Raw genomic sequence first — 20,865 nt, forward strand, 5'->3', positions numbered from 1 at the left:
CCCGCCCGCCGCCGCCACCGCGCCCCCGCCCGCCGCCGCGCCGCCCGGCCCCGCGCCGCCGCTCCCGCCCCTCGGCGACCCCCTCGCCATCGCTCTCGCCGCAGCCGCCGCCACCCCCGAACCCGTCCCGCCCCCGCTCGCCGAGACCGACGACGCCGACTGGATCTTCACGAGCGGCACGACCGGGACGCCGAAGGCGGTCGCGCTGACGCATGGCGGCTCGGTCGCGTGCGGGCACCAGGCGATCCCGCTGTGGGGGCTCGACGACCAGAGCGTCTACCAGTCGTTCGCGCCGTTCTTCACCAGCACCGGCTGCCACACGAACCTGCTCGCCTGCCTCGCCGCCGGCTGCACGTACGTCGTCGAGCCGGAGTTCGACGTGCGCGGCACGCTGGAGCGGATGCAGCGCCACGGCGCGACGTCGGTCTTCCTGATCTCCAGCGTCCTGCAGCTGATCTTCGACCGCCTCGGCCCGCAGGCGCTGACGCAGTACGACCTGCCGCGGCTCAGACGCGTCTGTTACGGCGGCCAGCCCGCCAGTCCCGCCTTCTACCGCGAGGTCCATGCCCAGCTCGGCGAGCGCCGGGGTCTGGAGCTGACGAACGTCTACGGCCTCACCGAGGGTGGCACCGCCGGCACGATGCTGACGCCGGAGGACCACCCGCAGGCGCTGCAGCGGATGGGCTCGCTCGGCCTCTCGATCGGGCGCACGAGCTTCCACCCATGGAGCGAGCTGGCCGTCCTCGACGCCGACGGCAACCCCGTCGCACAGGGCGCGACGGGCGAGCTGTGCCTGCGCGGACCGAGCACGATGTCGCGCTACGTGCGCGACCCCGCGGCGACGGCCGCCGCCTTCCACGGCGACTGGGTCCGCACGGGCGACATGGTCAGCGCCGACGACGCCGGCTTCCTCACGTTCGTCGACCGCGACAAGCAACTGATCCGCCGCGGCGGCCTCAACATCTCCTCCGCCGAGGTCGAGGGCGTGCTGGCCGAGCACCCGGGCGTGCTGGAGGCGGCCGCGGTGCCGCTGCCCAACCGGATCCTCGGCGAGGACGTGCGCGGCGTCGTCGTGGCGCACGCGCAGGACGGCGGGGCGCCGCGCCCGACCGAGCGGGAGCTGATCGCCTTCTGCGCCGAACGCCTCGCCGACTACAAGGTGCCGGTCAGGATCGACTTCGTCGACGCGCTCCCGCGCAACGGCATGGGGCGCGTGATGAAGGGCGTGCTGACCGGCACCCAGGACTCGCTCACGGCCGCGTCATCGCCCTGATGCGGGTGCGCGCGGCTCTCAGAGGCTGCGCGCCGACGGTGCGCGCTGGAAGCGGCGGCGCCGGCGCGCGGGCCCGGCGCTTGCGCCACCACCGGCGCGGATGTTGAGCGTGTAGCCGTCGGTGTACTTGTTCGCCTCGAGCCGGTCGAGCAGTTCCGATCCGCTGGAGCCGACGAAGAGCGCGCCGCGCAGGTCCAGCACTATGTCGGTGAAGCCGCGCGCGACGAGCCCTTCCAGCTCCTGCTCCAGCGCATGCGCAGCTCGCGCATCGAGGTCCCCGATCGGCGCGACGACGACAGACTCGTTTCCGAGTTCGATGCTGATCTCGAACCCGGCCGGGATCTCGAGGTGGGGGGAAGCAGACATGACGGGCACTCCTGGCAGCGGCACTGAGACTGGAACTCCGTGGTAGGGCCTACCCAGCGAGCGAGATTTGGAAAAGTGGCGTGTAAGGGGACTCCGGCCCTGTTTTCTGGAACGTGCTTTTGTGGATGGACATGCTCACCGTGAATGCTTATGCCGCCACTGCGGCGACCGACCCGCTCGCTCCGGCCACGATTGATCGTCGCGACGTCGGACCGCACGACGTGCTGATCGAGATCAAGTACGCCGGGATCTGCCATTCGGACATCCACACCGTGCGCGGTGAGTGGGGTCCGGCGTCGTATCCGCTCGTCCCCGGTCATGAGATCGCCGGCATCGTCGCCGAGGTCGGTTCCGCCGTCACCAAGCACGCCGTCGGCGAGCGCGTCGGCGTCGGCTGCATGGTCGACTCCTGCCGCGAGTGCGACAACTGCCGCAAGGGTGAGGAGCAGTACTGCATCCCCGGCAACATCCTCACGTACGCCGGCATCGGCAGAGACGGCCAGGTCACGCAGGGCGGCTACTCGACCCACATCGTCGTGACCGAGGACTTCGTCGTGAAGATCCCGGAGGGGATCCCGCTCGACGCCGCCGCGCCGCTGCTGTGCGCCGGCATCACGACGTACTCGCCGCTGCGCCATTGGGGCGCCGGCCCCGGCAGGCACGTCGCGGTCGTCGGGCTCGGCGGGCTCGGTCACATGGCGGTGAAGATCGCGCACGCGATGGGCGCCGAGGTGACGGTCCTCTCGCAGTCGCTGAAGAAGCAGGACGACGGTCTGCGCCTCGGTGCCGACCACTACTACGCCACGAGCGATCCGGAGACGTTCAGAGCGCTCGCCGGCACGTTCGACCTGATCGTCAACACGGTCAGCGCGGCGGTCGACCTCAACGCCTTCGTCTCGCTGCTGGCGCTCGACGGCGCGCTCGTCAACGTCGGCGCCCCGCCGGAGCCGATGGCGATCAACGCGTTCTCGCTGATCCTGCGCCGCCGCTCGTTCGCCGGATCGAACATCGGCGGCATCCGCGAGACACAGGAGATGCTCGACTTCTGCGCCGAGCATGGGATCGGCTCCGAGATCGAGCTGATCGGCGCCGACCAGATCAACGAGGCGTGGGAGCGCGTGCTGGCCTCCGACGTGCGCTACCGCTTCGTGATCGACACCGCGACGCTCACGCCCGCGCAGGCCTGACGCGGCTCAGACGATCGGGCCGTCGCGGCCACGACCCCGTTCACCGCGCCGCTTCAGGGCAACATCACACGCGCGGCGCTCGCGGACGGCCTTCCGCGCGAGGAGATCTGCGAGGCCTTCCTGCAGACCGGCGTCTACGCCGGCGTCCCGACCGCCAACCGTGCGTTCGCGATCGCCCAACGCGTGCTTGACGAGGTCGAGGCGGACGCCGCCTGAGGGTCGGCTTCGGTCCGAAGGACAGCTCCAGCGCGAGCTGCGCCGAACGGCTGGAGCGCGATCGACCTCCAGCCGTTCGACGTCGTCAGGAGCGCGTCAGGCCCGCTGCGCCCCGATGCGGACCTGCAGCCGGTCGCGCAGCTGGTCGATGTAGACCGCGCCGATGATCACCAGGCCGGTGACGACCGTCTGCCAGAACGGCTGTACGCCGATCAGCACCAGGCCGGTCACGAGGATCGACATGATCGAGACGCCGATCAGGGTGCCGAAGATGCTGCCCTTGCCGCCGAACAGGCTGGCACCGCCGATCACGACCGCGGCGATCGCGTTCAGCTCGACGCCCTGTCCGGCGTTCGTCTGCGCGACGCCGAAGCGGCTCAGCACCAGCACGCCGCCGACGCCGGCCAGCAGCCCGGAGATCGCGTAGATCATCACCGTCTGGCGTCTGACGTCGATGCCCGCGCGGCGCGCGGCCTCGGGGCTGGAGCCGAGCGCGAAGGTGCGCAGGCCGAAGCGCGTCTTGGCCAGCACGATCGCGGCGATCGCCGTCACCGCCAGCGAGATCAGCACCAGCGTCGAGAGCCAGCCGCCGATCAGGTCGCTGCCGAAGGTCGACAGATCGGCCGGGATCTCGGAGATCTGCTGCCCGTCGTTGACGAGGTTCGCCGCGCCCTGGGTGATCCCCATCATCCCGAGCGTGACGATGAACGGCGCCAGTCTCAGCCGCGAGATCGCGAGGCCGTTCGCGATCCCGACGACGAGGCCGACCGCCAGCGCCGCCGCGACGCCGAGCACGATCGCGACGGTCGCCGAGGAGCCGCCGTCGGTCAGGTCGCGCATCGTCAGCGCGCCGACCATCCCGGCGGCCGACACGGTCCCGCCGACCGACAGGTCGATGCCGCCGGAGACGATCACGAACGTCTGCCCGACGGCGAGCGTCAGGATCCCGGTCGCGTAGACGCTCGTGGCGATCCAGTTGTCCTGCGTGAAGAAGTCCGACGAGCCGACGCCGAAGAGGATCAGCACGATCAGGAACGCGACCAGCGTCCAGTGGGTCGCCAGCAGCACGAGCAGTCGGTTGGGCGCCGGCACCGCCTGCTGCGAAGGGGTCTCGGTGGCGCTCATGAGCCGCGTGCCTCCTGTACGAGGGCCGCGCCCGTGATCCACTGCACGAGCCGCTCGATGTCGTACTCGCCCGCTCTGAGGTTCGCGACCGATCTCCCGCGCCACAGCACGACGACGCGGTCGCACAGCTCCATCACCTGCTGCATGTTGTGCGTGATCAGCATCACGGCGACGCCGCGCCCGGCGACGTCGCGGATCAGGTTGGCGACCTGATCCTGCTGCTCGACGCCGAGCGCGGCGGTCGGCTCGTCGAGCAGCAGCGCCTTCGAGCTCCAGATCACGGCGCGCGCGATCGCGACGCCCTGGCGCTGGCCGCCCGACAGCTCCGAGCAGCGTGCCTTGACCGACCGCACGCGCACCGACAGCGACTCCAGCTCCTGCGCCGAGCGGCGCTCCATCTCGCGGCGGTCCAGCCACGCGAGCCAGCGGCCGCGGGAGGCGAGCCGCTCGCGGCCGAGGAACATGTTCTCCGCGATCGTCAGGTCCGGCGCCAGCGCGAGATCCTGGAAGACCATCTCGATGCCGAGGTCGCGGGCCTGCAGCGGCGTCTGCAGCCGCTGCGCGACCCCCTCGACGTGCAGCTCGCCGGCGGTCGGCTGGGCCGCGCCGCAGAGGATGCTCGCGAGCGTCGACTTGCCGGCGCCGTTGTCCCCGAGCAGGCCGACGATCTCCCCGGGCCGCAGCTCGATGTCGACGCCGTCGAGCGCCCGGATCGCCCCGTACTGCTTGACGATCCCGGTCGCTCTGACGGTTGGGGCGGTCTCCGTCACTTCGAGTCCTTCGTCGCGTAGTAGAACTCCTGCTTGCTGTCGACGTCGTCGGCGGTTATCGCGACCGGGTCCATCGCCACCGTTCTGGGGATGCCGGAGGTCTCGCCTCTGGCGGCCATCACGGCGTATCTGACGGCGAGCCGGCCCTGCTCGGCCGGGTTCTGCGCCACGACCGCGCGCAGGACGCCGCTTCTCAGCAGGTCGATCTCCTTCGGGCCGGCCTCATAGCCGATCTGCGCGACGCTGTCCTGCTTGTGCAGACCCTGCAGGCCCTGCGCGGCGTACTCGGTGCAGAAGCTGCACGTGGTGAAGTAGCCGGCGAGGTCGGAGTACTTCGTCATCAGCGTCTGCGCCGTCGTCTGCGCGCGCGGGAAGTCGGCGCCGACCAGCTCTCTGGCGACGATCTCGACGTCGGGGTATCTCGCCGCCATCTCCTCGTTGAAGCCTCTGGCGCGGTCGTACTGGACGATGTTGGAGGTGTCGGTGCTGATCGTCGCGACCTGGCCTCTGCCGTCGATCTCTCTCGCCAGCAGGTCGGCCGCGAGTCTGCCGCCGAGCTTGTTGTTGGACGAGATCTGCGTGACGATGTCGAACGGCGGGTCGGTGACGCTGCTGTCGAAGGTGACGATCGGGATGTCGGCGTCGGCGAACCGTCTGATCGTCGACGTCATCGCTCTCGGGTCGGCCGGCGCGATCGCCAGCGCGTCCGGTCTCTTGGTCAGCAGCGAGTCGACGACCGGGATCATGTCCTGCGCGGTGAATTCGTTGGAGGCCTGGTAATCCAACGTGACGCCGAGTCTGTCGGCCTCCTCCTGCGCCCCTTCTCTGACCTTCTGGTAGAAGGCGTCGCTGGCGCTGCCGGTCGCCATCGCGATCGTCAGGTCACTGCCGCCGCCGCCGCTGCTGGCGCTGGTGGTCGAGTCGTCGTCACTGCTGCTGCCGCAGGCTGCGAGCGCGGCGCTGGCGGCCAGCACGGCGACCAGCGGAGCGGTGCGGCGGACGATCAGGTTGAGCTTCATCAGAGACCTCCCGGAAACGGATTCGAGACGTTGGCCGGCAGCTGCCGGCGGGGTGTGAATGCGACGTGCACCTACGTGATCGCGATCGGGTTCAACGGCGACCCGCTCGCGTTGGTCAGGTTCAACGGGGGGGCTGAGAGGAAGAAGTCGTAACGGCCGCTGGCGGCGCACGCGTCGGCGATGCCGTCCAGCCACCACAGTTCGCCGAGCGACAGGCCGAGGTCGCGGATCAGCCGCACGTGCAAGGGGTAGATCGTGCGATTGGGCTCCTCGAACGGCTCGACCTCGACCGCGACGTTGTCGACCGCGAGCGCGGCGATCTCGCGCTCGTGGATCCACTCCACGGCGGCGCTGCCGATGCCCGGGGCGCCGACGCTCCAGAACTCGGCCTTGTGCTCGAGCTCGTAGAACCACGGCAGATGGCCCGTGCGCACCAGCAGCAGGTCGCCGCTGCCGATCTCGACCCCCTGCGCGGCGGCGCAGGCGTCGAGCTCGTCGGGCCCGATCGCGTGGCCGGGCTGCAGCCGCTGCACGCCGTGCAAGCGCGGCATGTCGAGCAGCACCCCGCGGCCGACGAGCGTCTGGTTCATGCGCTGGATCGAGCAGCGCTGCGCGCCGCCCGAGGCGTCGGCGGTGCCGATCCAGAAGCCGTTGTAGAAGGTCGCGTCGAAGGCGGCGTGCGCCAGCGCGTCCCACTGCGTGCTGCCCTGCAGCGGCATGTAGATGTAGTCGTCGCTGCCCTGGTGGCCGGGGTATCTGCGCGCCAGCGGTCCGTTGACGACGAAGTCGGCGCCGGTGTAGGCGTAGTGGTGCACCGGCGGCGTGCGCAGCGGGTGGAACGGCCCGCCGCGGTCGAGCGGGATCGCGAGGCTGTGGACGCTCCCGTCCTTGATCAGGGTCGCCGCTCTGGCGACATGCGCGGGGGTGATGAAGTTGACGGTGCCGCGCTCGTCGAGGTCGCCCCAACGGCCCCAGTTGTTCGGCGTGCTCTCGCACTCGGCGCCGATCACGCGGCCGTCGGCGTCGACGCGGTAGGTCGGCGGATCCCAGCTCAGGTCGGTCATGCGCGCACCTCCGGCAGCGGTTCGGGGTCGAGGAAGCGCCGTAGCACGTTGGTCGTCAGCCGCGCGACGGGGTTGTCGAACTCGCGCAGCGCCATCGCGCCGGCCCAGGCGATCGCGCCGACGGCGAAGACGCCGCCGCCGCCGGCCCACGGGACGTAGGTCAGGTCGGAGCGGACGTCCGGGTTCTCGTCGCCGCCGAGGCCGTCACGGCTCATCGGCAGGTCCTCGTGGACGAGCTTGTAGTACCTGCTGTGACCGGTCGAGCTGGCGACGACGGCACCGTGGCGCGGTGAGCCGATGCGGACGTCGAAGCGGTCGATCTCGTCGCCGGCGGCGCCGTCCATCACGAGGCCCTCGGCGCCGAACTCCAGCTCGTCCTCGCCGAAGCCGTCGAAGATCCACGCCAGCTCGGGCGCGAAGCTCGCCGGCGCGCGACGGTAGCCGGGCGCCTTCAGGTCCCAGCCCTGGCTCGCCATGCCGACGCCGACGAGGCGGTTGGGCGCGCGGCCGCGGTGACGCCACAGCCCGCCCGGCTCGCCGGTCGTGGAGTGATGCACCTCGCCGGGCCGGCTGTCCCAGGTGCGCGTGCCGGCGTTGCCGCGTCGCACCTCGATCACGTGCGGCCGCTCCCGGTCGACGCTGGTGACCCAGTAGAAGCCGTTGCCGCCGAGGTACATCAGCCGCCCGCCGCGCGCGACGAACTGCTCGAGCGCCGCCACCTGCGGCTCGCTGACGTACTCCGGGTGGGTGCCGGTGATCACCACGTCGTAGGGCGCCAGCGACTCGACGCCGCCGGCGTGCACGGAGCCGTCGGTGATCACGTCATACGGCTCGCCGAGCCGCTCCAGCCAGTTGGTCAGGTACAGCTCGGCGGAGAGGTGGCGCGGCGCGTGCTGCATCGCGCTCTGCCACTCCGGGCGGAAGCTGAGGATCGGCCGCAGCGCGCTGGAGTAGCAGCGGCCGCTGCCGTCGCGGTGGACGTCGTAGAGCGAGCCGGTCAGCTCCGGCGCGCCCTCCAGCTGCACGTCGCGCTCGCTCGGTCTGCGGTCGCGATCGGTCAGGCCGAAGACCTCGTAGTCGATCCGGTCCGACAGCTGCGAGTTGGCGTAGGCGAGGTACGTGAAGGTCGGCACCATCAGCGCCACGCGCGGGCGCGGCGTGCCCGGCGCGGGCAGCACGAAGAAGGGGATGCGGTCCTCGGCACCGCGCTCGCCGCGTACGCGCAGCGCGTAGACCCCGCTGGCGAGGTCGGCCGGCAGCTCGATCGCGGCGTCGGCCGGCCAGGCGACGTCGTCGAGGTCGTCGTCGTGGAAGTGGACCGTCGCGTACTGCTGCGGCACATGGCGGTGGTCGACCTCGGTGCCGTCCCAGGTCGAGCCCGTCACCGCCCGCGTCGGACCGTTGACGAGCATGCCGTGGTGGCCGCGGCCGCCGACGTCGACCAGCCGCTGCGCGCGCGGCTCGCGGCCGAGGTCCCAGCGCGCGACGGCCGCACCGTCGGCGTCGATCCGCACGTCCTCCAGGCGGCCGTTGAAGTGCTCGCGCGGGTGGGGCGCGCCGGCCGTCGCCGCGAGCAGCAGCGTGCCGTCGGCCGCCGCGGCGCGCACGCCGTCCGGCAGCGCGCCCGCGACGGAGCCCGCGGCGACGTCGCCGGGGACCGGGAGCAGCGGGCGGTAGGAGAGCGTCGCGCGGCCGGCGTCGAGGTCCAGCTCGCAGCGCAGCTCGTGCCACTCCCACTCGGTCAGCGGGCGGGGGCCGCGGCAGATCGCGTGGGCGGCGGCGACGCCGTCCGCGTCCGCGCCGCCCGCACCCGCGCTCGCAGTGCCCGCGTCCGTGTCGCCAGCGGACCCGCCCACGCTCAGCAGCGGCCGTCCGTCCGCGTCGAGCGCGAGCGCGAAGCCGGCGCTGCCGTCGGCGGTGAGCGTCGACAGCAGCGTCTGCGCACGCTGCTCGCCGTCCGGCAGCCGCGGCAGCGTCGGCATCGCCCGCAGCGCGACCGTCACGCGGCGCGCGCCGGCAAGCTCCGCGATCCCGTCGACGCGCGCGTAGGAGCCGCGCACGACCGCGCGCGCGACGCCCTGAACCGTCTGCGACGCGATCGCGGCGACCGGCGATTCGGGTCCTTGCGGCGACGGGACGCGCTCGTCGGCGCTGTGCAGGCGGACGACGTCGAGGCGCAGCTCCGGCACGGTCGCATGCAGGTGCACGCTCACCGTCTCGCCGGGGAGATACTCGAAGCGGTCGCAGTACCCGTAGGTGGTCGCGGCGTCAGCCATGCTGTCGGTCCTCCGGCTGTCGGTCGGAAAAGTCGTCGTTATCGCCGCCGCGCAGCGGCGTGAAACGCGTGGCGCGCGAGCGGTTCATCGCGCCTCCACGGCCGACCGCCGCTGCGATTCCAGGAACGCGAGCGTCCCTTCGAGGTCTCTCACGCCGGCGTCGGAGCCGAGGCCGCCGGCGGTCAGGGCGCCGGCCGCGATCCCGAGCCATGCGGCCTCCTCCAGCGAGCGGCCGAGCGCCAGCCCGCGGATCGTGCCGGCGCAGAAGGCGTCCCCGCAGCCGGTCGTGTCGACGACGTCGACCGCGAACGTCGGGTGCGTGAACTCGCCGTCGGGGCCGATCCCGAAGCAGCCCTCGTCGTCGAGCTTGACGATCACGGCTGCGGCGCCCTCGTCGCGCAGCGCGCGGGCCGCCTCGCGCGGGTCGCTGCGCCCGGTCAACGTCAGCGCCTCGGCGCGGTTGGGCATGAACAGGTCGATCTGCGGCAGCGTCGGGCGCAGCGTCTGCATCGCGTCGTCGCGCTTGATCCCGAGGCAGTCGGCGCTCGTGCGCACGCCCGCCGCGCGGGCCGCCGCCAGCAGCTCGGTCGCGACCGCGCCGTCGAGACCCGGCAGCGCCGAGACGCCGCCGTAGTGCAGCGCGTCGAGCGTGCCGAGCGCGTCCCACGGCAGGTCGTCGCGGCCGAGCAGCGCGTTGGTGCCGCGCACGGTCCAGGCGGGCCGCACCCCCGCGCTGCTGATCGGCAGCACCGACGCAGCGGTCTGCGCGCCCTGCTTGACGCTCAGCGCGGCGGTGTCGATCCCCTCCTCCTCCAGCAGCAGCCGCAGGAAACGGCCGGCGTGGTCGTCGCCGACGGCACCGACCGACAGCACCTCGGCGCCGAGCCGCGCGAGCACGACGGCCGTGCCGCCGGCCGTGCCGGCGGGGGCGATCCGGATCTGCTCGACGATCACCGCCTGCTGCGTTCTCGGCAGCAGGTCGATCGGCCGCGCGAGCGTGTCGAGGATGTGGACGCCGACGCAGGCGATCCGCGGGCGCGCGCTCACGCGTCGGCCCGTCCGTATCTGAGTGCGCGGCTGCGTGCGCCGACCGCATCCAGCTCGTCGCCCTCGATCAGCCGCGGGGAGCCGAGCAGCAGCGCTCGCCACGTGACCTCGCACATCCACTCCAGCAGCACCATCTTCTCGACCGCCTCCGCCAGCGTCGGGGCGACGACGACGGCGCCGTGGTTGGCCATCAGCGCGCCGCTGCGGTCCTGCAGCGCAGCGCGGACGGACTCGGCCAGCGCACCCGTGCCGAAGCGCTCGTACGGCGCGATCCGGACCGGGCCGCCGAAGGCGTGCATCGAGTAGTGCACGACGGGCAGCTCGCCGCTCAGCGTCGCCGCCAGCGTCGTCGCGAACGGCGCGTGGCTGTGGACGACGGCGGCCGCGCCGGTCGCCGCGCCGGCCGCCAGATGCAGCTGCGTCTCGGAGGAGGGGCGCCCGGCGCCGGCGACCTGCTCGCCGTCGAGGTCGACGACGACGCAGCGCTCCGGCGTCATCGCGGACAGCTGCACGCCGCCGCCGGTGATCGCGACGAGATCGCCCTCGCGGACGCTGAGGTTGCCCGCGGTCGAGGGGGCGACGCCCGTCGCGGCCAGCTCGCGCGCGGCGGCGGCGAGCGCGGCGCGCGCCGGTGTCAGCGGCTCGGGTGCGGTCTGCTCGCGGGCTCTGGCGATGTCGCTCATGCGAGCTCCTCGACGTGGTGCGCGACCGCGGAGAAGGCGGCGTCGGTCGCCTCCAGCGCACGGTCGATCTCCTCGTCGGTGTGGGCCGTCGAGAGGAACCAGTTGTGCGTCGGGTGCAGGAACAGCCCGTTGCGAAGCGCCTCCTGCCCGAACAGCGACAGCCGCGCCTTGTGGGGGTCGTCGACGAAGGTCATGTAGGGCATCTGCACCGGGCCCGTCTGGAGGATCTGCAGGCCGTGCGCGGCCGCCTGGCGGTCGAGCCCGTCGCGCAGGCGCTGGCCAGCGCGTTGCATCGCCGCCACGCCGTCCTGCTCGCGCAGCGTCGTCAGCGTCGTGAGCGCGGCGCTCATCGCGACCGCGGAGAACCAGTAGGAGCCGGTCGCGAAGATGCGGCTGGCCGCTTCGCGCAGGGCGTCGGTGCCGGTCACCGCGGAGATCGCGAAGCCGTTGCCGAGCGCCTTGCCCCACGCGCTGAGGTCCGGCAGCACGCCGAGCGGATCCCAGCTGCCGCCGTGATGCAGGCGAAAGCCGGCGCGCACGTCGTCGAGGATCAGCGCCGCGCCGATGCGGTCGCAGAGCGCGCGCAGGCCGCGGGCGAAGGCTGGATCGGCCAGTTCCTGGTCGTAGCCCGCGTCGTGTCTGAAGGGGGAGACGATCACGGCGGCGACGTCGCCGCCGCAGCGGTCGACGGCAGCCTCGGCGCTGGCGAGGTCGTTGAAGTCGTAAGGGACGAAGGTCGAACGGTCCTCCTCGACCGTGCCGTCGAGCCGCGGCGTGCACCACGGCGCGCTGCCGTGGTAAGCGCCGCCGGCGACGAGCACGTTGCGTCTGCCGGTGGCGGCGCGCGCGACCATCACGCAGACGGTCGTCGCGTCGGTGCCGTTCTTGGTGAACATCGCCCAGTCGGCGTGGCGGGCGGTCGCGGTCAGCAGTTCGGCCAGCTCGACGATCTGGACGGTCGGGCCGTCGAGCGTGTCGCCCATCCGCGCCTGGGCGGCCGCTGCCGCCTCGACGGCCGGATGGCGGTGGCCGAGGACGACCGGCCCCCAGCTGCACATCAGGTCGACGTACTCGTTGCCGTCGACGTCGCGTACGCGCGCGCCCTCGCCCGAAGCGTAGAACTGCGGGTAGCCCGCGGGCAGTCTGGCGGTGCTCATATGCCCGTAGATCCCGTCGCGCCATGGCAGCACGGCAGCCGCCCGCGCCACGAGCCCGTCGTTCACGGTTCGCTTCAACGACATCAATTATCTCCCTGGTGAACGGTCTCGAGGTGAGATCGTGCGGTTCGCCCCTGGGGCGAGCCGATGCGTGTTCACCGTAAGCGAGCCGGCGCGCCAGGAGAAGCAACATTCCGGGGTTGGATCTACAATGGTTCTGTTGTGGATCTGCACACGCGCCGACTGCGCTACTTCTTCGCCGTCGCAGAAGAGCTGCACTTCGGGCGCGCAGCCGCGCGGTTCTTCGTCGCGCAGCAGGCGATGAGCCGGCAGATTCGCGAGCTGGAGCAGGAGCTGGGCGTCCAGCTGTTCGAGCGCACGACGCGCGCGGTCAGACTCACGGCGGCCGGTGAGGAGCTGCTGGTCGCCGCCCGCGGCGCGCTGCGGACGCTCGACGAGGGCGTCGCGGCCGCCCAGCGCGCCGGCCGCTCCTCGGTCGGTTCGCTGACCGTCGGCTTCCGCTTCGGCCTCGCCTTGGAGCTGACCGACTCGATCCTCGCCGCCGTCGCACGCGAGCACCCCGGGCTGAGAGTCGAGCTGCGCGAGCTCGACTACGTGGAGCCGTGGCGCGCCTACGCCGACGGTCGCATCGACCTGGCGATCCTGCGCGGCCCGTTCTCGGAGCGCTCGGTCCGCTTCGTCCCGTTGTTCTCAGAGCCGCTCGTCGCGGCCGTCGGCCAGCGCCACCCGCTCGCGCGCAAGCACGCGGTCACCGTCGCCGAGCTGGCCGAGGTGCAGCTCGTCGCCGCCGACGCGCGCGATCCGGTCTGGCACCGCTATTGGACGTTGGAGGAGCAGCTGCAGCAGCCGCCGGAGCGGTTGATCCACACCAGCTCGCTGACGGAGGAGTTGGAGCTGGTGGCAGCCGGGGTCGCCTGCAGCGTCACGGTCGCCGCTGCGGCTCGCTACCTCTCGCATCCCGGCGTCAGCTACATCCCGATCACGGCCGTCGAGCCCTGCACCACCGGGTTGGCGTGGAAGCCCGAGCGCGAGACGGCGCTCGTGCGGGCCTTCGTCGCGACCGCCGTCGAGGTGCGCGACCGCGAGCACGAGATCGTCCGCTCGATCGAGCATCCCTTCGACGACGTCGCCTGACGCGGCCGGGGCTCAGCCCCGGTTGTGGTTGACGACCTCGACGTCGTGCCCGTCGGGTCGAGCACGAACGCGCCGCAGCAGGTCGGGCTGTATCGCCACCGGCCGGGGCCGGCGCTCTGGTCAGCTGAACTGCTGCAGCCCGATCGCGGCCAGCAGGTCGAGCTGGCTTGCGGCGTCGCTGCCGGGGGCGGCGGTGAGGACGATCACCCGCAGGTCGCTGTCGCGCACGGTGAAGAAGTCGCAGTCGAGCGTGATCGGCCCGATCTCAGGGTGCACGAACGTCATGCTGCCGGAGTTGGGCTGCCGGTCCTGGCGCTGCTCCCAGAGGTCGGCGAACTCTGCGCTGACGGTCAAGAGGTCGTCGACCAGTTCGGCGAGCAGTCCGTCGTTGGGGTAGCGGCTGCGGGCTTCGCGCAGGTCGGCGACCAGCTCGAGGCGCAGCAGGCGCTCTTCCGCTTCGGTGCGCAGCCAGCGCGTCGGGCCTTGGGTGAAGACGGTCCAGGCGACGTTGCGCTCGCGCAGCGGCAGCGCGGACGTGTCGCCTGCGAGGGCGTAGGCCAGCGGGTTGGACGTGGTGCACTGCCAGGAGGCGTCGATGACCATCACGGGCGTGTCGGTGAGGCGGTCCAGGACGCGCTGCACGCTGGGGGTGATGTGGCGCTTGATGGAGCCTTGGGCGGGCTCGGCGTGCCCGGCGACGCGGAAGAGGTGGGCGCGCTCGTCGTCGGACAGCCGCAGTGCGCGGGCCAGCGGCGCGAGCACCGACGGCGACGGGTTGGTCGCGCGGCCCTGTTCCAGGCGCGCGAGGTAGTCGACCGACAGGCCGGCGAGCTGCGCGACCTCCTGTCGGCGCAGGCCGGGTGCGCGGCGCCGGCCGCCGTCCGGCAGGCCCGCTTCGGCGGGCGTCACGCGGTCGCGCCAGGTGCGCAGGGAGCCGGCGAGCTCGTCGTGGTCGATGGCCATGCCTTCGGTATAGCGCAGCGCGAGCGCATATCGTCGCCCTGCCAGTACCAGCCTGGAGGGTCCCCTTTTCCTTCGTGGCCGAGCGAGACACGCTCCAGTCATGACCACCACCTTGATCACCGGAGCAAACAAGGGCCTCGGCCGCGAGACCGCCCGCCGTCTCGTCGAGGCCGGCCACGACGTCTGGATCGGCGCGCGCGACGCCGCCGCGGGCCGAGCCGCCGCCGACGCGCTGGGCGCACGCTTCGTCCAGCTCGACGTGACCGACGACGCCAGCGTCGCCGCCGCGGTGCAGGCCGTCCGCGCCGCGGGCGGCGGCCTCGACGTCCTCGTCAACAACGCCGGCATCGCGGGCGCCACCAAGAGCGTGCCCGAGACGACGGTCGACGACCTCGCCGCGGTCTACGAGACCAACGTCTTCGGCATCGTGCGCGTCACCCAGGCATTCCTGCCGTTGCTGGAGGCGTCGCAGAACCCGGTCATCGTCAACGTCTCCAGCGGACTGGGCTCGATGACGTTGACCAACGACCCCGAGCGGGTCGAGGGCTCGTTCACGACCGTGGCGTATCCGTCGTCGAAGGCGGCCGTGACGATGCTGACCAGCCAGTACGCACGGGCGCTGCCGCGCTTTCGCGTCAACGCCGCCGACCCCGGCTACACCGCCACCGACCTGAACGGCCACAGCGGCCCCCAGACGGTCACCGAGGGCACCGACGCGATCGTCGCACTGGCCCAGGTCGGCGCCGACGGCCCGACCAACACCGTCGTCGACCGCGACGGGAACGTGCCGTGGTGACGCCGGCTCCTCGGTCCGGCGCGTGAATGCGCGCGTCGTCGAAGAGGTGAGGATGCCGCGGTCTAGCTGACCAGACTAAGACTCATTCCTATTTTGATGTAGCCTGCGGCGCATGGATCCGGAACTCCGCGACCGCTGGCTCGAACGTGCAGAGCGGCGGCTCTCCAGTGGTGGGATGCGGGCAGGTGCGGTGCGCACGGCAGTCGTCGAGCTGCTGGCACGCGACGGGCAGTGCCTCGTCAGCGCGCAGGAGATCACCGAGTGGCTGAAGGCCGCCGGCGTCGGCTCGCCGGCGTCTGTCTATCGCGTGCTCGACCAGCTGTTCGCGCTGGGCCTGCTGCACCGCGTCGAGGGCCGCGACGGCATCGCGCGCTACGAGATCGCGGATCCGCACCACCACCATCACCACATCGTCGACAGCCGCACGGGGACGGTCGACGCCTTCACCGACGAGGCGCTGGAAGCGGCGATCGCCGACGTCGCGCGGCGGCTCGGCTTCCGGCTCGACGGTCACGACGTGATTCTGCGAGGCATCAAGGAACGATGAGACTGGGAACTGGACTGGCTCTGGCGCTGGCGGCGGCGGGCGCGGCGGCGGGCGCGTCGCCCGCTGGCGCGGCGGTCGTGTTGCAGGACGGGCACGTCGACTACGGCGCGCGCTTGCTCGACGGCAGGCTGCGCGCGCAGGTCAAGGACGGCACCGCCGGCGCGAGCGCGGTCGTCTGGCGCGAGCCGGCGGACGTCGTGTTCCACGTTCGTCGCGCTGCTGCGACGGTCGTTCCCAGCCGTGCGGGCTTCGCGTTCCTCGGTGCGCCCGGAGCGCCGCTGTGGCTGTTGCCGCAGGTGCAGCAGCAGGGGCTTCTGTGGCCAGGCTGGAACACCGAGGAGATCGGCGCCGAGCACGTCTCCGGCACGCTCGGCTGGTCGCTGGACGCGGTCGACGGACCGGGGCGGTTCGCGCTCTTCACCGCCGGCTCGTTCGGCGAGGTGACGAAGCTGTTCGACAGCGGCGACGGACTGCCCGACACCGCGCAGATTCCCGTCGGTACGCATGCGCACGGCAACTGGGCCTTCAGCGCCGAGGGCCGCTATCGCCTGACCTTCACCACGCGCGCGACGCTCGCGCCCTCCGGCGGGGCGAGCGACACGCAGACGCTGACGGTCACCGTCGGCGACGTCGATCCGGCGACCGGCGAGCCGCTGCCGAGAGCCGTGCCGCCTCCCGCTGGGCCTCCGCCCGGCACCGTTCCGGGACCGGCCGGCGGCGGCAGGGAACCGGGTGGCACGACCGGCGGGGGCGGGACGAGCGCCGACAGGGGCGGGGCCGGTGCCGGCAGCGGTTCGGCCGTCGCGAGGCCGCGCCTGACGCTGGCGGCGTCGAAGCCGCGGCTGAGCGGCCGGACGCTGACGCTGCGGCTGCGCGTCGGCGTGCGCAGCCGGGTGCGCGCGACGGTGGTGCGCGGCAAGCATGTCGTCGCACGCAGCACGGCGCCGATCGTGTCCCCGCGCGCGCGAGCGGTCCGCCTGCGGCTGAACCGCGGCTTGCCGTCGGGGAGCTACCGCGTGCGCGTGGTGGCGTCGGCCGGGGGACGCTCGACCGTGCGCCTGCTGACGCTGCGCACACCCGGTCGCGCGCAGAGATGAGACCGACGCCGAACACGCGCGAGCTGCTGCGCGCCGCCTTCTCGGCGCGCATGTGCGCGCTGGCGCTGCTGGCGTCGCTGGGCCTGCTGTCCGGCTGCGGCGCGGCGGCGGGCCTGTCGACCTCCGACGGGCGGCTGCAGGTGATCACGACGACCGGGCTGCTGCGCGACCTCGTGAAGAACGTCGGCGGGGATCGCGTCAACGTCGTCAGCCTGGTTCCCGATCGCGGCGATCCGCACTCGTTCGAGCCGACGCTGCGCGATGTGCGGGACGTCGTCTATGCCGATGTGGCGTTCAGCAATTACATGCTGTTGGAGCAGCACAGCATCGTCACGACGCTGGACGCCAACCTCGGTGACGGCGTGCCGAACGTCTCGCTTGCGGAGGACGCCGTCAAGTACGCGGCGGAGATCATCCCGCTGGTTGAGGACGTCAACCTCGACACCGTCTGGCTGGGGCTGCGCGCGCGCGGCGACGGCGCGCAGTATGGCGCCGATCGCTCCAGCGACGTGCTGCTGGCGGCGACCGCGGCGTCGGGCCCCGGCGACGTCTTCGGCTACCTGACCGGAACGTTCGGCGAGGCCGAGGTGTACTTCAATTCGCGCGACGGCTTCGACGCCGCCAGCGGCTTCAAGGACGACACCGCGACGCTGCCGGCGGACGCGCACACCCACATGTCGTGGGTGTTCACCGAGCCGGGCCTCTACCGCGTGACGTTCGCCGCCAGCCTGCAGGTCGACGACACGTCGCGCCCGATCTCGCTGGGGGATGCGACGTTCACGTTCGCCGTCGGCGTCAAGCCGCCGAGCACAGCGGACGCGACGGTCCTCGACCAGGGCCACGCCGACCTGACCGTCGACCTCGACCGCGACGAGCTGTACGTCCTCTACGACCCGCAGGGCGGCGGCGAGCAGACGCAGATCGAGTACGGCGCCGAGGCGGCGGTGATCGAGGTGCCGTCGAAGGCGATCAGCGAGATCCCGGCGGGCGCGCAGTTCAGGTTCATGGGGAAGGCGGGCGAGCAGATCTACCAGCTGCCGCAGGCGGTGCTCGGCAAGCACGTGCACGGCGAGATCGACCCGCACCTGTGGCAGGACGTGCGCAACGCGATGTCCTACACCGAGCTGATCCGCGACACGCTGATCGACGCCGACCCCGCGGGCGCCAAGGAGTACCGGGCGAACGCCGCGGCGTACCTCGCCGAGCTGGACCGACTCGACCGCTATGTCCGCCGGACGATCGCCGCGATTCCGAGCGATCGCCGCTACCTCGTCACGACGCATGACGCGTTCGCCTACCTCGCGCACGCCTACGGCGTCAAGATCGCCGGCTTCGTGACGCCGAACCCGGCGGTCGAGCCGTCGCTGTCGCAGCGGCGCAAGCTGACCGAGACGATCCGCAACCTGCAGGTGCCGGCGGTCTTCCTGGAGCCGAACCTCGCCGCGCGCTCCTCGACGCTGACCGAGGTCGCCAAGCAGCAGGGCATCCGCGTCTGCCCGATCTACGGCGACACCTTCGACGGCCACGTCACCAGCTACGTCCAGATGATGCGGTTCAACGCCGATTCGCTGAAAGGTTGCCTGTCATGAACCGCCGAGCGACGGGATCGCTGGTCCTGTGCCTGCTGTGCGTCGCGGCGCCCGCCGCGGCCGCCGCGGCCGACGAGCTCGACCAGCGGATCGGGGCGGGCCAAGCGGTCGCGAGCGGCCGGGCGGTGCTCTCGACGGGCCATGTCGACGTCGGCCCGCGCTTCGTCGGCGGCAGCTGGACGTTGATGATCCACGACGACACCGCGAAGGCCGACGGCGCGAGAAGCGTCTGGCGCCACACCGGCCAGACCGTGCTGCGGGTCGGCGACGAGGCGCGGATGAAGGCGCCCGACGACCCGGCCTACGGCTTTCTCGCAGCCGCGCCGGGCAGCGAGGTGTTCGTCGTGCCGCAGACGCAGAACCCCGATGTGGTGTGGGTCGGCTGGAACACCCAGGACCCGGAGGTGATGGAGACGATCGACCGCGGCGTGACGATGACGCTGACCGGCGTGCAAGGGCCCGGGTCGCTCGTCGTCTACCTGCAGTCCGGCGACTTCGCCGCGCCGAGAGTGCTGTGGGACTCGACCAGCAGAGCGAGACCGGTGTGGGTGGACGTCAACACGCACACGCACGCCACCTGGGTCTTCTCCGAAGCGGGCGTCTACCTCGCGCGCGTGACCGTGGCCGCCGACCTCGTCGACGGCTCGAGCGTGACCGACAGCCGCGACCTGCGTTTCGCCGTCGGTACCCGTACCAGCGCCGACGCGGCCTTCGCCGCCACCAGCTCCGTCGCGCCGGGCGAGGCCGCGCCCGCGGCGAGACAGGCGACGCCGGACGGCGGCGACAGCGACGACAGCGGACCGGGCGGCACGTGGGTCGCGCTGATCGCGGTCGCGGCGGCCGCGCTGGCGGCGGCGCTCGCGGCGGTCCTCGTGCGTGGCAACCGCGCCAAGCAGCGCGCCCGCTCGGCCGGGGACGCGGGCGCATGAGCGCGCTCCTGTCCGTTCAGAACGTGTCGGTCCGGCTCGGCGGTCGCCTCGCCCTGCGCGATGCCGTCCTCGACGTCGCGCGCGGGGAGCTGGTCGGGCTGATCGGCCCCAACGGCGCCGGCAAGACGACGCTGCTGCGGACCGCCCTGGGCCTGCTGGCGCCGTCGAGCGGACGTGTCGAGGTCGACGGCCGCAAGGCCGCGCCGGGACGCGTCCCGATCGGCTATGTCCCGCAGCGCCACGAGTTCGCGTGGGACTTCCCGATCTCGGTCGAGAACGTTGCGATGACGGGCCGCACCGGCAGGCTCGGGCCCCTGCGCCGCCCCGGCGTCGCCGACTGGAAGGCGGTCGACGACGCGCTCGAACGGGTCCGGATGTCCGATCTGCGGACGCGTCCCGTCGGCGAGCTCTCGGGCGGGCAGCGCCAACGCGTCCTCGTCGCCCGCGCGCTCGCGCTGCAGTCCCCTGTGCTGCTGCTCGACGAGCCGTTCACCGGCCTGGACATGCCGACGCAGGAGCTGCTGTCGGACTTGTTCCTGTCGCTCGCGCGCGAGGACCGCGCCGTGCTGATGACGACCCACGACCTGGCGGCGGCGATCTACAGCTGCGACCGGCTCGCGCTGCTCAACCAGACGATCGTCGCCGCGGGCGCCCCGCGACAGCTCGCGGGCGACGCGTCGCTGTGGACACGGACCTTCGGCATCAGCGAGCGCAGCCCGCTGCTGCGGATCCTCGCGACGGCGGCCTGAGATGTCCCCGGCCGACTTCCTCACCGATCTGCTCAACCCCGATCTCGCCTTCCTGCCGAAGGCGCTGCTGATCGCCGTGATGTCGTCGATCGTCTGCGGCGTCGTCGGCTGCTACGTCGTGCTGCGCGGGATGGCCTTCATCGGCGACGCCGTCGCCCACGCCGTCTTCCCGGGCCTTGCGGTCGCGTTCGTGCTCAGCGGCAGCCTCGTGATCGGCGGCACGATCGCCGGCATCGTGACGGCGGTCCTGGTCGCGGTCTTCTCGCAGAACCGCCGCATCAAGGAGGACTCGGTCATCGGCGTCTTCTTCGTCGCGGCGTTCGCGCTCGGCATCGTGATCATCTCCAAGGCGCCGGGCTACGCGGGCTCGCTGCAGCAGTTCCTGTTCGGCTCGATCACCGGCATCCCCGACGACGACATCTACGTCGTCGCCGGCACCGGCGTGTTCGTGCTCGGAATCGTGCTGCTGCTGCACAAGGAGCTGGTCACGATCTCGCTGGACCGCGAGACGGCCCGCTCGATGGGCCTGAAGGTCTTCTGGCTGGACCTCGCGCTCTATGTGCTCGTGACGCTGGCGGTCGTCATCAGCGTCCAGACGATCGGGAACATCCTCGTGCTGGCGCTGCTGATCACCCCGTCGGCGACCGCCCGGCTGCTGACCGACCGCCTCGGCGTGATGATGCTGCTCGCGCCCGCGATCGGCGCCTTCTCGGCGCTCGTCGGGCTCTACGTCTCGTGGTCGTGGGACTACCCGACCGGCGGCACGATCGTGCTCGTCCTGACGGCCCTCTTCCTGCTCGCGTGGTTCTGCGCCCCGCGCCAGGGCCTGATCGCCAAGCAGCGGCTGCGCTGACGGT

General features: G+C 72.1%; 21 protein-coding genes. 11 read left to right on the plus strand and 10 right to left on the minus strand.

What is annotated here, in order from left to right; genetic code table 11:
* Positions 1-1,273, plus strand: a 1,273-nt coding sequence (locus tag Q7L65_RS21910; protein ID WP_304724528.1) for a class I adenylate-forming enzyme family protein, incomplete at its 5' end; no start/stop codon positions are given.
* Between the two features lie 18 nt (positions 1,274-1,291).
* Here the strand turns inward: Q7L65_RS21910 and Q7L65_RS21915 are convergent.
* Positions 1,292-1,639 (minus strand): STAS domain-containing protein, encoded by a 348-nt coding sequence (locus Q7L65_RS21915; RefSeq protein WP_304724529.1) that lies wholly within the window; start codon positions 1,637-1,639, stop codon positions 1,292-1,294.
* A 131-nt stretch (positions 1,640-1,770) separates the two neighbouring features.
* Between Q7L65_RS21915 and Q7L65_RS21920 the strand changes: the two genes are divergently transcribed.
* Together Q7L65_RS21920 and Q7L65_RS27725 are read left to right on the plus strand one after the other, a co-directional pair.
* Complete coding sequence (locus tag Q7L65_RS21920; protein WP_370552619.1) at positions 1,771-2,826, plus strand: NAD(P)-dependent alcohol dehydrogenase; 1,056 nt, start codon at positions 1,771-1,773, stop codon at positions 2,824-2,826.
* A 63-nt stretch (positions 2,827-2,889) separates the two neighbouring features.
* A complete protein-coding gene (locus Q7L65_RS27725) occupies positions 2,890-3,042 on the plus strand; it encodes a carboxymuconolactone decarboxylase family protein (RefSeq protein WP_370552620.1) in 153 nt (50 codons plus the stop codon).
* A 96-nt stretch (positions 3,043-3,138) separates the two neighbouring features.
* Here the strand turns inward: Q7L65_RS27725 and Q7L65_RS21925 are convergent, their stop codons facing one another.
* From Q7L65_RS21925 to Q7L65_RS21960, 8 genes are all read right to left on the minus strand, one after another.
* A complete protein-coding gene (locus tag Q7L65_RS21925) occupies positions 3,139-4,167 on the minus strand; it encodes an ABC transporter permease (protein ID WP_304724533.1) in 1,029 nt (342 codons plus the stop codon).
* Complete coding sequence (locus Q7L65_RS21930) at positions 4,164-4,937, minus strand: ATP-binding cassette domain-containing protein (RefSeq protein WP_304724535.1); 774 nt, start codon at positions 4,935-4,937, stop codon at positions 4,164-4,166. Before Q7L65_RS21930 ends, Q7L65_RS21925 begins: the two co-directional genes overlap by 4 nt.
* Positions 4,934-5,956 (minus strand): substrate-binding domain-containing protein, encoded by a 1,023-nt coding sequence (locus tag Q7L65_RS21935; RefSeq protein ID WP_304724536.1) that lies wholly within the window; start codon positions 5,954-5,956, stop codon positions 4,934-4,936. Before Q7L65_RS21935 ends, Q7L65_RS21930 begins: the two co-directional genes overlap by 4 nt.
* Positions 5,957-6,027: 71 nt before the next feature.
* Positions 6,028-7,020: a cyclase family protein gene (locus Q7L65_RS21940; protein WP_304724537.1), complete on the minus strand. Its 993-nt coding sequence runs from the start codon at positions 7,018-7,020 to the stop codon at positions 6,028-6,030.
* Positions 7,017-9,296 carry a N,N-dimethylformamidase beta subunit family domain-containing protein gene (locus Q7L65_RS21945; RefSeq protein WP_304724539.1) on the minus strand — a complete coding sequence of 760 codons (2,280 nt, stop codon included), beginning with the start codon at positions 9,294-9,296 and terminating at the stop codon, positions 7,017-7,019. Before Q7L65_RS21945 ends, Q7L65_RS21940 begins: the two co-directional genes overlap by 4 nt.
* 84 nt (positions 9,297-9,380) lie before the next feature.
* Positions 9,381-10,343, minus strand: coding sequence for a carbohydrate kinase family protein (locus Q7L65_RS21950; protein WP_304724541.1), 963 nt, complete (start codon positions 10,341-10,343; stop codon positions 9,381-9,383).
* On the minus strand, positions 10,340-11,026 hold the full coding sequence (locus Q7L65_RS21955) for a class II aldolase/adducin family protein (protein WP_304724543.1): 687 nt from the start codon (positions 11,024-11,026) through the stop codon (positions 10,340-10,342). The genes Q7L65_RS21950 and Q7L65_RS21955 overlap by 4 nt, the downstream gene beginning before the upstream one ends.
* Positions 11,023-12,267, minus strand: coding sequence for an aminotransferase class III-fold pyridoxal phosphate-dependent enzyme (locus tag Q7L65_RS21960; protein ID WP_370552613.1), 1,245 nt, complete (start codon positions 12,265-12,267; stop codon positions 11,023-11,025). Before Q7L65_RS21960 ends, Q7L65_RS21955 begins: the two co-directional genes overlap by 4 nt.
* A gap of 138 nt (positions 12,268-12,405) precedes the next feature.
* Between Q7L65_RS21960 and Q7L65_RS21965 the strand changes: the two genes are divergently transcribed.
* The gene (locus tag Q7L65_RS21965; RefSeq protein WP_304724546.1) at positions 12,406-13,338 is read left to right on the plus strand and encodes a LysR substrate-binding domain-containing protein; all 933 of its coding nucleotides are present in this window, start codon (positions 12,406-12,408) and stop codon (positions 13,336-13,338) included.
* A 120-nt stretch (positions 13,339-13,458) separates the two neighbouring features.
* On the opposite strand, the gene Q7L65_RS21970 is transcribed toward Q7L65_RS21965, so the two are convergent.
* On the minus strand, positions 13,459-14,301 hold the full coding sequence (locus tag Q7L65_RS21970; RefSeq protein ID WP_304724548.1) for a helix-turn-helix transcriptional regulator: 843 nt from the start codon (positions 14,299-14,301) through the stop codon (positions 13,459-13,461).
* 100 nt (positions 14,302-14,401) lie between these two features.
* On the opposite strand from Q7L65_RS21970, the gene Q7L65_RS21975 reads away from it, so the two are divergent.
* The 7 genes from Q7L65_RS21975 (at position 14,402) to Q7L65_RS22005 (ending at position 20,861) form a co-directional block, all read left to right on the plus strand.
* Positions 14,402-15,097, plus strand: a complete 696-nt coding sequence (locus Q7L65_RS21975) for an SDR family NAD(P)-dependent oxidoreductase (protein WP_304724549.1) — start codon at positions 14,402-14,404, stop codon at positions 15,095-15,097.
* Between the two features lie 112 nt (positions 15,098-15,209).
* Entirely contained in the window at positions 15,210-15,644 is a 435-nt protein-coding gene (locus tag Q7L65_RS21980; RefSeq protein ID WP_304724551.1) for a Fur family transcriptional regulator, read from the plus strand.
* Positions 15,641-16,741, plus strand: coding sequence for a choice-of-anchor M domain-containing protein (locus tag Q7L65_RS21985; protein WP_304724552.1), 1,101 nt, complete (start codon positions 15,641-15,643; stop codon positions 16,739-16,741). The genes Q7L65_RS21980 and Q7L65_RS21985 overlap by 4 nt, the downstream gene beginning before the upstream one ends.
* A complete protein-coding gene (locus Q7L65_RS21990; RefSeq protein WP_304724554.1) occupies positions 16,738-18,330 on the plus strand; it encodes an anchored repeat ABC transporter, substrate-binding protein in 1,593 nt (530 codons plus the stop codon). Before Q7L65_RS21985 ends, Q7L65_RS21990 begins: the two co-directional genes overlap by 4 nt.
* On the plus strand, positions 18,327-19,259 hold the full coding sequence (locus Q7L65_RS21995; RefSeq protein WP_304724556.1) for a choice-of-anchor M domain-containing protein: 933 nt from the start codon (positions 18,327-18,329) through the stop codon (positions 19,257-19,259). The genes Q7L65_RS21990 and Q7L65_RS21995 overlap by 4 nt, the downstream gene beginning before the upstream one ends.
* Positions 19,256-20,008, plus strand: a complete 753-nt coding sequence (locus Q7L65_RS22000; protein WP_304724558.1) for an anchored repeat-type ABC transporter ATP-binding subunit — start codon at positions 19,256-19,258, stop codon at positions 20,006-20,008. The genes Q7L65_RS21995 and Q7L65_RS22000 overlap by 4 nt, the downstream gene beginning before the upstream one ends.
* A gap of 1 nt (position 20,009) precedes the next feature.
* Positions 20,010-20,861: an anchored repeat-type ABC transporter permease subunit gene (locus Q7L65_RS22005; protein WP_304724560.1), complete on the plus strand. Its 852-nt coding sequence runs from the start codon at positions 20,010-20,012 to the stop codon at positions 20,859-20,861.
* Positions 20,862-20,865: the final 4 nt, after the last annotated feature.

The organism is Conexibacter sp. CPCC 206217 (genome assembly GCF_030646165.1).
Classification (GTDB): domain Bacteria; phylum Actinomycetota; class Thermoleophilia; order Solirubrobacterales; family Solirubrobacteraceae; genus Conexibacter.

Excerpts from the sequence above, each read along its gene's own strand:
- Q7L65_RS21915 (WP_304724529.1), bottom strand. The coding sequence starts at position 1,639 with ATGTCTGCTTCCCCCCACCTCGAGATCCCGGCCGGGTTCGAGATCAGC.
- Q7L65_RS21920 (WP_370552619.1), top strand. The coding sequence starts at position 1,771 with ATGCTCACCGTGAATGCTTATGCCGCCACTGCGGCGACCGACCCGCTC.
- Q7L65_RS21925 (WP_304724533.1), bottom strand. The coding sequence starts at position 4,167 with ATGAGCGCCACCGAGACCCCTTCGCAGCAGGCGGTGCCGGCGCCCAAC.
- Q7L65_RS21935 (WP_304724536.1), bottom strand. The coding sequence starts at position 5,956 with ATGAAGCTCAACCTGATCGTCCGCCGCACCGCTCCGCTGGTCGCCGTG.
- Q7L65_RS21940 (WP_304724537.1), bottom strand. The coding sequence starts at position 7,020 with ATGACCGACCTGAGCTGGGATCCGCCGACCTACCGCGTCGACGCCGAC.
- Q7L65_RS21945 (WP_304724539.1), bottom strand. The coding sequence starts at position 9,296 with ATGGCTGACGCCGCGACCACCTACGGGTACTGCGACCGCTTCGAGTAT.
- Q7L65_RS21955 (WP_304724543.1), bottom strand. The coding sequence starts at position 11,026 with ATGAGCGACATCGCCAGAGCCCGCGAGCAGACCGCACCCGAGCCGCTG.
- Q7L65_RS21960 (WP_370552613.1), bottom strand. The coding sequence starts at position 12,267 with ATGTCGTTGAAGCGAACCGTGAACGACGGGCTCGTGGCGCGGGCGGCT.
- Q7L65_RS21970 (WP_304724548.1), bottom strand. The coding sequence starts at position 14,301 with ATGGCCATCGACCACGACGAGCTCGCCGGCTCCCTGCGCACCTGGCGC.
- Q7L65_RS21975 (WP_304724549.1), top strand. The coding sequence starts at position 14,402 with ATGACCACCACCTTGATCACCGGAGCAAACAAGGGCCTCGGCCGCGAG.
- Q7L65_RS21980 (WP_304724551.1), top strand. The coding sequence starts at position 15,210 with ATGGATCCGGAACTCCGCGACCGCTGGCTCGAACGTGCAGAGCGGCGG.
- Q7L65_RS21985 (WP_304724552.1), top strand. The coding sequence starts at position 15,641 with ATGAGACTGGGAACTGGACTGGCTCTGGCGCTGGCGGCGGCGGGCGCG.
- Q7L65_RS21990 (WP_304724554.1), top strand. The coding sequence starts at position 16,738 with ATGAGACCGACGCCGAACACGCGCGAGCTGCTGCGCGCCGCCTTCTCG.
- Q7L65_RS21995 (WP_304724556.1), top strand. The coding sequence starts at position 18,327 with ATGAACCGCCGAGCGACGGGATCGCTGGTCCTGTGCCTGCTGTGCGTC.
- Q7L65_RS22000 (WP_304724558.1), top strand. The coding sequence starts at position 19,256 with ATGAGCGCGCTCCTGTCCGTTCAGAACGTGTCGGTCCGGCTCGGCGGT.
- Q7L65_RS22005 (WP_304724560.1), top strand. The coding sequence starts at position 20,010 with ATGTCCCCGGCCGACTTCCTCACCGATCTGCTCAACCCCGATCTCGCC.